Below are 4,525 nucleotides of genomic sequence, written 5' to 3' on the forward strand. Positions count from 1 at the left end.
AAACGACTGAAGCTGCGAGCGCTCATCGTCCGTCAGCAGCAACTCGACTTTCGGTCTTCCTGTCCTCATGGCGGTATCTCCGTTCCCAAGATACCGCATTGGCATGCACGATTAATGCCAGAAATTAACCGGACATGACACTAGGAGCCTGTCGGACTTGGAGCGTCGTAAGCGAAAATCGGCCCCCGCGAGGACAGTTTTTGCCTAATTTGAAGCCCCATCGCCGAGCTATGGGGCAAAAAGGCGTTTAAAAATGGACCGCTGCGGTCGATTTGCAGCCGACGATTTCCAAGTCCGACAGGCTCCCAGGCATGCGCAGCGCATCGCGCCGCCAACGTTCTCAATGCCCCCAGGGACGCTCTGCATCCCCCCGCAAGGCAACGCGAGCGGCGAGCGGGAGCACGGCAGCAGAGACCTTGCCGTGCCCAACGCATTCGGAAACTACTGATTCCACCGCCATTGCGGGTCTCTAGACTGAGTTCACGTTCACGAAACTCCGGGAGACACAATGACCTCAGGAAAAAAACTGCTAACCCTGGCGACCCTCGTCGTTGCGATGGTGCTGCCTGCCCAGGCCCAGATTCTGGTCGGCCAGACGGCGGGCTTCACCGGCCAGGTGGCCGCAGGCGTGCGGGAGACCACCGACGGTGCCCTGCTGTATCTGGATGCGGTCAACGCCAGGGGTGGCATCAACGGCCAGAAGATCGAGCTTGTGTCGCTGGACGACAAGTTTGACCCCAAGCAGGCGACCGAGAATGCGCGCAAGCTGATGGAGGAACAAGGCGTGGTGGCCATGTTCCTCACGCGCGGCACGCCGCACACGCAGGCCATCATTCCGCTGCTTGACAAGCACGGCGTGCCGCTGGTGGCGCCCTCGACCGGTGCCATCGTGCTGCACCGCCCGGTGCAAAAACACATCTTCAACGTGCGCGCCACCTACCAGCGCGAGGCAGAAAAGGCCATGACCCACCTGGCCTCCCTGGGGGTGACACGCATTGCGCTGGTATCGGCCAACGACAGCTTTGGTGACGATGGCATTGCCGGTGCGCTCAGGGGTCTTGCGGCCAGCAAGCTTCAACCCGTGGTGCAGGAAAAGTTTGACCGCGCCCAGCCCGACTTCGCCCCCATCGTGGCCAAGGCTGCCAAGGCCGAGGTGCAGGCGGTGCTGATGGTGGCATCCGGGGCGGCCGTGGTCGAAGCCACGAATGCCCTGCGGCAGGCAGGTTCCTCCGCCCAGATCGTGACGCTGTCCAACAACGCGTCAGGAGGCTTCATCAAGAGCCTGGGCACCAACAGCCGTGGCGTGATCGTGACGCAGGTGTTTCCCAACGAGCGCGCCATGACGTTCCCGCTGGTGAAAGAAGCACAGGAGCTGGGCCGCGCCAAAGGCATCGACGCACTGAGCCCCGCCATGCTCGAAGGCTTTGCAGGCGCCAAGGTGCTGGTCGAGGGCCTGCGCCGCGCCGGCCCCAAGCCCACGCGCGAGAAGCTGCAGGCAGCGCTGGAGGGCCTGCGCAAGTTCGACCTGGGCGGGCTGGAGCTGAACTTCTCGCCGGATGACCACACGGGGCTGGACTTTGCCGATCTCTCCATCATCGGGCCGGACGGCAAGTTCCGCCGCTGAGGACAAGCGCCAACGCGCCTCCAGCCGGGCTGCGCACTACTTGGCTTCGCTGGCGCCCGAAGCAGGCGTGGCTGCAACGGGAGCAGGCGCGGCCGCATCCGACGCGGGCGCTGCGGGTGCCGGGGCATGCGACGTATCCGTGCCGTGCTTTTCGCCGCTCATGTCCAGATCGTTACCGCCCTTGATGATCACAAACATGGCCAGCGCCGCAAACAAAACAAATCCGACCACAATTTTCCACATGGCATATCTCCGTTATTGAGGTTCCTTAAAAAAGGGCCTTCCGGCTCAGGAAAGGCCCTTGATTATTGAGTCGGCATCAACCAACTTGAATGCGTTGATGCGGTTCGAAGGTCTGCGCAAGGCTTCGACAGGCTCAGCCCGAACGGCTGGTTCAAGTTCAAAGGTGCCGACTCAATAAGTGTCCCGGCGCAGCGGCCGAGACGCTTGGATGCCCCGTTCTCAGTCGTCCGCGTAAATGTCGTTGTCCTTGGTTTCCTTGACGAACAGGAGACCGATCACGAACGTGGCGCCCGCGATGACGATGGGGTACCACAGGCCGTGGTACATGTTGCCGTTCTGGGCGACCATCGCGAACGCAATGGTCGGCATCAGGCCACCGAACCAGCCGTTACCGATGTGGTAGGGCAGCGACATGGATGTGTAGCGGATGCGGGTTGGGAACAACTCCACCAACATGGCAGCGATGGGGCCGTACACCATGGTGACGTAGATCACCAGGATACTCAGGATCACAACGATCATGACCTTGTCGACCTTGGCGGGATCAGCCTTGGACGGGTAACCCGCAGCCTTGAGCGCTTCGCCGACTTCCTTTTTGAAGGCTGCAATGCTCTTGGCGCTTTCTTCGTCAAACTTGCTGTTGACCACCTTGGCGGTCGGGGCCGCGATTTCCTTGTCACCGATCTTCACGGTCGAAGGGCCCGCACCCGTGGCGACCACGTTCTCGTAGCTCACCGAGTTCTGGGCCAGGAAACGCTTGGCGATGTCGCACGATTTGGTGAAGTCGATTTCACGCGCCACGGGATTGCCCTGGAACGAGCAATCGCCAGCCGGTGCGGACACCACGATCTTGTTCTTGGCCTGCGCAGCGGCCAGGTCAGGGTTGGCCGCGTTGGTCAGCATGTTGAACAGCGGGAAATACGTGACCACCGCCAGGGCCATGCCGGCCAGGATGATGGGCTTGCGGCCGATCTTGTCCGACAGCGTACCGAAGATCACAAAGAACGGAGTGCCGATGATCAGCGACAGCGCCACCAGGATGTTTGCTGTGGCGCCATCCACGCGCAGCACGCTGGTCAGGAAGAACAGCGCATAGAACTGGCCCGAATACCAGACCACAGCCTGGCCTGCCACCAGGCCGAACAGGGCCAGCAGCACGATCTTCAGGTTCTTCCATTGGCCGAAGGCTTCGGTCAGCGGGGCCTTGGAGGTCTTGCCCTCGGACTTCATCTTCTGGAATGCGGGGGATTCGTTCATCTGCAGACGGATGTACACCGAGATGCCCAGCATCACGATCGACACGATGAACGGCACGCGCCAGCCCCAATCAGCAAAGGCGGCTTCGCCGATGGCGGTGCGGGTGCCCAGAATCACGATCAGCGACAGGAACAGACCCAGCGTGGCCGTGGTCTGAATCCAGGCGGTGTAGGCACCACGGCTGCCGTGGGGCGCGTGTTCTGCCACGTAGGTGGCCGCACCACCGTACTCACCCCCCAGGGCCAGGCCCTGCAGCATGCGCAGGGCAATCAGGATGATGGGAGCGGCCACGCCGATGGTGGCGTAGTTGGGCAGGATGCCGACGATGAACGTCGATGCGCCCATCAGCAAAATCGTGACCAGGAAGGTGTACTTGCGACCGATCATGTCGCCCAGGCGGCCGAACACCAGCGCGCCGAACGGGCGCACGATGAAGCCCGCCGCAAAAGCCAGCAGCGCAAAGATGAACGCCGCCTGTGGGTCCAGGCCCGAGAAGAACTGCTTGGCGATGATGGCTGCGAGCGAGCCGTAGAGATAGAAGTCGTACCACTCGAAAACGGTGCCGAGCGAAGACGCGAAGATGACCTTGCGCTCTTCGGCGGTCATCGGACGCGGTGCGGGATGGGTGGTTGCCATGGTGTCAATGTCTCCTGGTGATTTGAAGATCGCGCAGCGGCGAGCTGGACGCATTCTTCGTGAGAGCACTGACTCACCTCTGACGCCAAACCAACGCAGGCTTGCGGCAAACTGAACCGAGACTTACAAGACGCTGCGTGCCAGTGCCCGTTGCCACCAGGACGCCGAACTTTCGACCCCGAGAGCAGGGCAAGCATCGGGCGGTGATGGTGTGCAGACGCCCAGCGCAATGGACGGCAACAGCCAAGGTTCACAGCGGCCCGCTGCAAGCCAACACCATCTTCAAAAAAGCTGGTGTTTGGCATCGAGGAGCTCAAGCACTGGGCACGCGCCCCAAGACCTGCGAAGCACTTTGCACCCTGCCACCAGCGCGCTGGAAGGCCTTGCGGAGCCTGCGTGCGGGCCTTTGGCGTTGCAGTGAGAGAAGTGACCCTAAAAACGGCAGTTGACCGCTTGTCGTCTTGCCGCACACCGCGTGGACTCGGGCCTTGGGTTGTTTTCGCCGCCTCACCTTTGGGGTGACAGCGCTATGCACTTGCCAGCGCCGCTTTTGGAGCGCCATGCGGTGTTGCCCCTCAGTGCAGGCACGAGCCTGCCGCGTCGTCGCGCCTTGCCTGGCACCCGAACAGCAGCGCTGGCAAATGCATCCAACTGCCGTTTCTAGGATAAAAAAGGCTTCCCGAAGGGAAGCCTTTTTTGACTGAGCGGCCACCACAGTGACCGACCACATGCCTCGCCTGCTTACAGCGGGGTCTTCTTGCCGTC

The 4,525-nt window shown here is 61.8% G+C and carries 3 protein-coding genes; 1 reads left to right on the forward strand and 2 read right to left on the reverse strand.

The genetic code is table 11. The features are described from left to right. Nucleotides 1-508 precede the first annotated feature (508 nt). Nucleotides 509-1,624: an ABC transporter substrate-binding protein gene (locus ACK543_RS00770; RefSeq protein ID WP_409940976.1), complete on the forward strand. Its 1,116-nt coding sequence runs from the start codon at nucleotides 509-511 to the stop codon at nucleotides 1,622-1,624. A 36-nt stretch (nucleotides 1,625-1,660) separates the two neighbouring features. On the opposite strand, the gene ACK543_RS00775 is transcribed toward ACK543_RS00770, so the two are convergent. Beyond that, nucleotides 1,661-1,867, reverse strand: a complete 207-nt coding sequence (locus tag ACK543_RS00775; RefSeq protein ID WP_409940977.1) for a hypothetical protein — start codon at nucleotides 1,865-1,867, stop codon at nucleotides 1,661-1,663. A gap of 219 nt (nucleotides 1,868-2,086) precedes the next feature. Continuing rightward, nucleotides 2,087-3,760, reverse strand: coding sequence for an MFS transporter (locus ACK543_RS00780; RefSeq protein WP_409940978.1), 1,674 nt, complete (start codon nucleotides 3,758-3,760; stop codon nucleotides 2,087-2,089). Between the last annotated feature and the right edge of the window lie 765 nt (nucleotides 3,761-4,525).

Source organism: Acidovorax sp., from assembly GCF_046341535.1.
GTDB lineage: Bacteria > Pseudomonadota > Gammaproteobacteria > Burkholderiales > Burkholderiaceae_C > Acidovorax.

Bases quoted from the DNA above. Each gene is read 5' to 3' on its own strand.
- ACK543_RS00770 (WP_409940976.1), top strand. From the start codon at position 509: ATGACCTCAGGAAAAAAACTGCTAACCCTGGCGACCCTCGTCGTTGCG.
- ACK543_RS00775 (WP_409940977.1), bottom strand. From the start codon at position 1,867: ATGTGGAAAATTGTGGTCGGATTTGTTTTGTTTGCGGCGCTGGCCATG.
- ACK543_RS00780 (WP_409940978.1), bottom strand. From the start codon at position 3,760: ATGGCAACCACCCATCCCGCACCGCGTCCGATGACCGCCGAAGAGCGC.